This is a genomic window from Rhodococcus kronopolitis (genome assembly GCF_042654025.1).
GTDB lineage: Bacteria > Actinomycetota > Actinomycetes > Mycobacteriales > Mycobacteriaceae > Rhodococcus_G > Rhodococcus_G kronopolitis.
In genome coordinates this window covers 1-590 of sequence record NZ_JBHSFO010000011.1, presented here as the reverse complement: position 1 = coordinate 590, position 590 = coordinate 1, and the positions used below count along the sequence as shown (strand labels likewise).

At 69.7% G+C, this 590-nt stretch carries 1 protein-coding gene; it reads right to left on the bottom strand.

The genetic code is table 11. The annotated features are described in order from the left end of the window. Positions 1–517, bottom strand: a 517-nt coding sequence (locus tag ACFO6S_RS17070; RefSeq protein ID WP_378419008.1) for a DUF222 domain-containing protein, incomplete at its 3' end; no start/stop codon positions are given. Between the last annotated feature and the right edge of the window lie 73 nt (positions 518–590).

Below are 590 nucleotides of genomic sequence, written 5' to 3'. Positions count from 1 at the left end.
GGTTGCCTTCCTTGTCGACGAAGACCGCGGTGACTTGGGCGTCGCAGGACAGGCGTGCGGCGATGGTGGCGGAGACGGGTCCGGCCCAGGGCATGCTGGCGTGCCGGACTCTGCGGTAGTGCCGCGGGGGTCGGATGTCTGAGCAGCTATCGCCGGGTGTGGATCTGGTTGCGCCGACGGGTCCGGTTGGGTTGTTGGAGTGGTAGTCCCACCCGTTCTTCGTCCATGCCCCGGTTGCCGGGGTGGGCGCGGTCCTGGCGACGGCGTCCTTGAGGGCGTCGAGGTCGATGGTGACGGTGACGTGTGGTTGTTCGCCGCCCTCGACCGGTCCGCGGGCGTTGTCGAGGTGCCCGCGGATGATCTGCTCCAACGCATCGGCGCGGCGCTTGGCGGCGGACCGCGGGTCGCGGATGGGGTTTCCGTCGTCGTCGGTGCTCGGGTGCGGCTTGGACAGGCCCGACAGCGCGGTGTGCAGGGCCTCGCCGACCTCGGCGTCGAACGATCCCTTCACGTGCACCCGTCCGCCCAGGGTGGCGGAAGCGTGGAACTCGTTGAGTTCAGAGTTCTCTCCGTCGGGTGGGACGGTCCCG